A 3968-nucleotide genomic window follows, 5' to 3' on the forward strand; every position below is an offset into this window, starting at 1 on the left:
ACCAGGCCGGCCGCTCGGTGGTGGCCGAGGCGCTGGCCGACGCCGGGGCGGCGCTGGGCGGGCTGGCCGGCAAGCGCGCCCTGATCGTCGGTGCCGGGTCGATGGGCGCGCTGAGCGCGGCGGCGCTGCGCCGGGCGGGCATCGGTGAGGTCGTCATCGCCAACCGCAGCACGGACAACGGGGCGCGGCTGGCGGAGTCGCTGCGGGAACAGGGCGTGCCGGCGACCGCGGTCGGGCTGACCGGGCTGGCCGAGCGGATCGCCGCGGCGGACGTGGTGGTGTCCTGCACCGGCGCGACCGGAACCGTGATCGTGGACGGCATGGTGGCGGCGCGGCCGGCGCAGCGCCCGCTGGTGGTCTGCGACCTGGGCCTGCCCCGGGACGTGAGCCTCGGGGTGGCCGCGCTGCCCGGGGTGACGGTCGTCGACCTGGAGAGCCTGCGGCGCCGGCTGGACGAGCTGCCGGGCGGGCCGGACACCGGGCGGGCCGCCGCGATCGTGGCCGAAGAGCTGCGCGGGTTCCTGGCCACGCAGCGCTCGGCCGAGGTGACCCCGACCGTGACGGCGCTGCGCCGGCGGGCCGCCGAGGTGGTCGACGCGGAGATGCTGCGGCTGGACTCCCGGCTGCCCGCGCTGGACCCGGCGGTGCGCGACGAGCTGGCGCGCACGGTGCGCCGGGTGGTGGAGAAGCTGCTGCACACGCCGACCGTGCGGGTCAAGGAGCTGGCCTCCGGCCCGGCCGGCGCCGGCTACGCCGACGCGCTGCGCGAGCTGTTCCAGCTCGACCCGGAGGTGCCCGCGGCGATCACCCGGCCGTCGACGGACGGTGAGGCTGGGTGAGCGGCACGATCAGGGTGGGGACGAGGGGGAGCGCTCTCGCCTTGGCGCAGACCGGCATCGTGGCCGACGCGCTGGAGCGGGCCGGGGTGACCGTGGAGATCATCACGGTGTCCACCCCCGGGGACCGTTCGTCCGCGCCGGTCGCGGAGATCGGCATCGGGGTGTTCACCTCGGCGCTGCGCGACGCGCTGGCCGACCGCACGGTGGACGTGGCCGTGCACTCGTACAAGGACCTGCCGACCGCGCCGGATCCGCGGCTGTCCATGGCCGCGGTGCCGCTCCGGGCCGATCCGCGGGACGCCGTCGTGGCCCGGGACGGGCTGACGCTGGGCGAGCTGCCTCCGGGCTCGCGGGTGGGCACCGGCTCACCGCGCCGCGCCGCGCAGCTCGACGCGCTGGGCTTCGGGCTCGAGGTCGTGCCGATCCGGGGAAACGTGGACACGCGGATCCGCAAGGTCACCGACGGCGAGCTGGACGCCGTGATCCTGGCCCGCGCGGGCCTCGACCGGTTGGGCCGGCTGGACGTCATCACCGAGGTGCTCGAGCCGATCCAGATGTTGCCCGCGCCCGCGCAGGGCGCGCTGGCCGTCGAGTGCCGGGTCGACGACATGGACACCGAGCACCTGCTTCGGTCCACTGTGGACGATCCGGCGACGCGGGCGGCGGTGGCCGCGGAGCGCGCCCTGCTGGCGGCGCTCGAGGCGGGCTGCACCGCTCCGGTTGGAGCTTTGGCGGATGTCGTGGAGGATCTGGAGACCGTGGACGGTGTCGACCGCGTGGTCCATCGGCTGTCGCTGCGGGGGGTCGCGGCGGCGCTGGTGGACGGCCGCGTGGTCGACCTGATCCGCGCGTCCGCGACCGGAGACCTGACCGCGGCGGAGCAGCTCGGCCGCGCGGTGGCCGCAGAGCTGCTCGAGCTCGGCGCCGGCGTGCTGTCCGGGCCGGCAGAGACGTAAGAGGCAGTTGAACGAGGAAGTGTGGCTTCAATGACCACCCGTGTACGCAAGAGTCCCGGGCGCGTGGCGTTCGTCGGCTCCGGTCCCGGTGACGCCGGGTTGCTCACCGTCCGGGCCGCGGACCTGCTCGAGCGCGGTGAGCTCCTGGTGACCGACCCGGACGTGCCGTCCGACGTGCTGGACGCCGCCAACCCCGGCGCCGAGGTGCGCCCGGCCGTGGGCGACCCCGGCGACGTGGCCAGGGACCTGGTGAACGAGGCGAAAGCCGGCCGGCTCGTGGTCCGCCTGGTCGCCGGCGACCCGCTGATCCACTCCGGGGTGGTGGCCGAGGCGCAGGCCGTGGCCCGCACCAACGTGGCCTTCGAGATCGTGCCGGGCGTGCCGGCGGCCACCGCGGTCCCCGCGTACGCCGGCATCGCGCTCGGCGCCACGTACACCGAGGTGGACGTGCGCGGCGAGATCGACTGGCGGGGCCTGGCCGCGACCCCCGGCCCGATCGTGCTGAACGCGACCGCGAGCCATCTGGCCGAGGCGGCCTCCGCGCTGGTCGAGCACGGGCTCGCGGCGCAGACCCCGGTCGCGGTGACCGTGGACGGCACCGGGGCGGCGCAGCGGACCATCGACACCACGCTGGCGTCGCTGCACGCCGACGCCGGGGAGATCGCCGGCCCACTGGTGGTCACCGTGGGCGCTGCGGTCTCGCACCGGTCCAAACTGTCCTGGTGGGAGTCCCGGGCGCTGTACGGCTGGCGGGTGCTGGTACCCCGGACCAAGGACCAGGCCGCGGAGATGAGCGAGCGGCTGCGGCTGCACGGCGCGATCCCGTCCGAGGTGCCGACGATCTCCGTCGAGCCGCCGCGCAGCCCGGCGCAGATGGAGCGCTCGGTCAAGGGCCTGGTCGACGGGCGCTACCAGTGGATCGTGTTCACCTCGACCAACGCGGTGCGCGCGGTGTGGGAGAAGTTCGCCGAGTTCGGCCTGGACGCGCGGGCGTTCTCCGGCGTGAAGATCGCCTGTGTGGGCGAGGCGACCGCGGAGAAGGTGCGCTCCTTCGGGATCAACCCGGAGCTGGTGCCGTCCGGGGAGCAGTCCAGTGAGGGCCTGCTCGAGGAGTTCCCGCCGTACGACGACATTCTCGACCCGGTGGAGCGGGTGCTGTTGCCGCGCGCGGACATCGCCACCGAGACGCTGGCGGCGGGGCTGCGCGACCGGGGCTGGGAGATCGACGACGTGACCGCGTACCGCACGGTGCGGGCCGCGCCGCCGCCGGCCGAGACCCGCGAGATGATCAAGACCGGCGGTTTCGACGCGGTGTGCTTCACCTCGTCCTCGACGGTGCGCAATCTCGTTGGTATCGCTGGGAAGCCGCACACCCGGACGCTGGTGGCGTGCATCGGGCCGAAGACCGCGGAAACCGCGCGGGAGTTCGGGCTGCGGGTCGACGTCCAGCCCGAGCACGCCACCGTGCCGGCGCTGGTCGACGCTCTGGCCGAGTACGCGGCGCGGCTGCGGGCCGAGGGTGCGCTTCCGCCGCCTCGCAAGACGAAGCGCGCACGCCGGTAGGGTTGAGTGCCCTGAAGGTGACCTTCAGGGCATTGAGTGTCCCGAAGGTCACCTTCAGGGCATTCCGGCTCCGGAAAGGAGTTCGCCATGTTCCCCACTCAGCGGCCGCGGCGGTTGCGGCGGACCCCGGCGCTGCGCGGCATGGTCGCGGAGACCACGCTGCGGCCGAACCAGCTGGTGCTGCCGATGTTCGTCCGGGAGGGCGCGACCGAGCCGGTCGCGATCTCCAGCATGCCCGGCGTCGTCCAGCACACCCGGGAGAGCCTGCGCAAGGCCGCGCACGAGGCGGTGGACGCCGGCGTCGGCGGGCTGATGATCTTCGGGGTGCCGCTGGTCAAGGACGCGGTCGGGTCTGGCGGTATCGACCCGGACGGCATCCTCAACGTGGCGCTGCGCGAGCTGCGGGCCGATCTCGGCGACGGCACCGTGCTGATGTCCGACCTGTGCCTGGACGAGTTCACCGATCACGGGCACTGCGGGGTCCTCGACGCCGACGGGAACGTGGACAACGACGCCACGTTGCGGATCTACGGCGAGATGGCCGTGGCGCAGGCCGACGCGGGCGCGCACCTGCTCGGGCCGAGCGGGATGATGGACGGCCAGGTCGGCG

General features: G+C 74.4%; 2 protein-coding genes and 2 pseudogenes. All 4 read left to right on the forward strand.

Annotated features, from left to right (window positions below; genetic code table 11):
• Positions 1-839: pseudogene (locus tag VGR06_RS22405) on the forward strand (glutamyl-tRNA reductase); the annotation flags it as partial.
• Entirely contained in the window at positions 836-1795 is a 960-nt protein-coding gene (gene hemC / locus VGR06_RS22410) for a hydroxymethylbilane synthase (protein WP_327561070.1), read from the forward strand. The pseudogene VGR06_RS22405 and the gene hemC, both read left to right, overlap by 4 nt.
• Before the next feature lie 30 nt (positions 1796-1825).
• Positions 1826-3358, forward strand: a complete 1533-nt coding sequence (locus VGR06_RS22415) for a bifunctional uroporphyrinogen-III C-methyltransferase/uroporphyrinogen-III synthase (RefSeq protein ID WP_327561071.1) — start codon at positions 1826-1828, stop codon at positions 3356-3358.
• Positions 3359-3445: 87 nt separating this feature from the next.
• Positions 3446-3968, forward strand: a pseudogene (locus VGR06_RS22420) (porphobilinogen synthase); the annotation flags it as partial.

Source organism: Actinophytocola sp., assembly GCF_036002505.1.
Taxonomy (GTDB): domain Bacteria; phylum Actinomycetota; class Actinomycetes; order Mycobacteriales; family Pseudonocardiaceae; genus DASYTH01.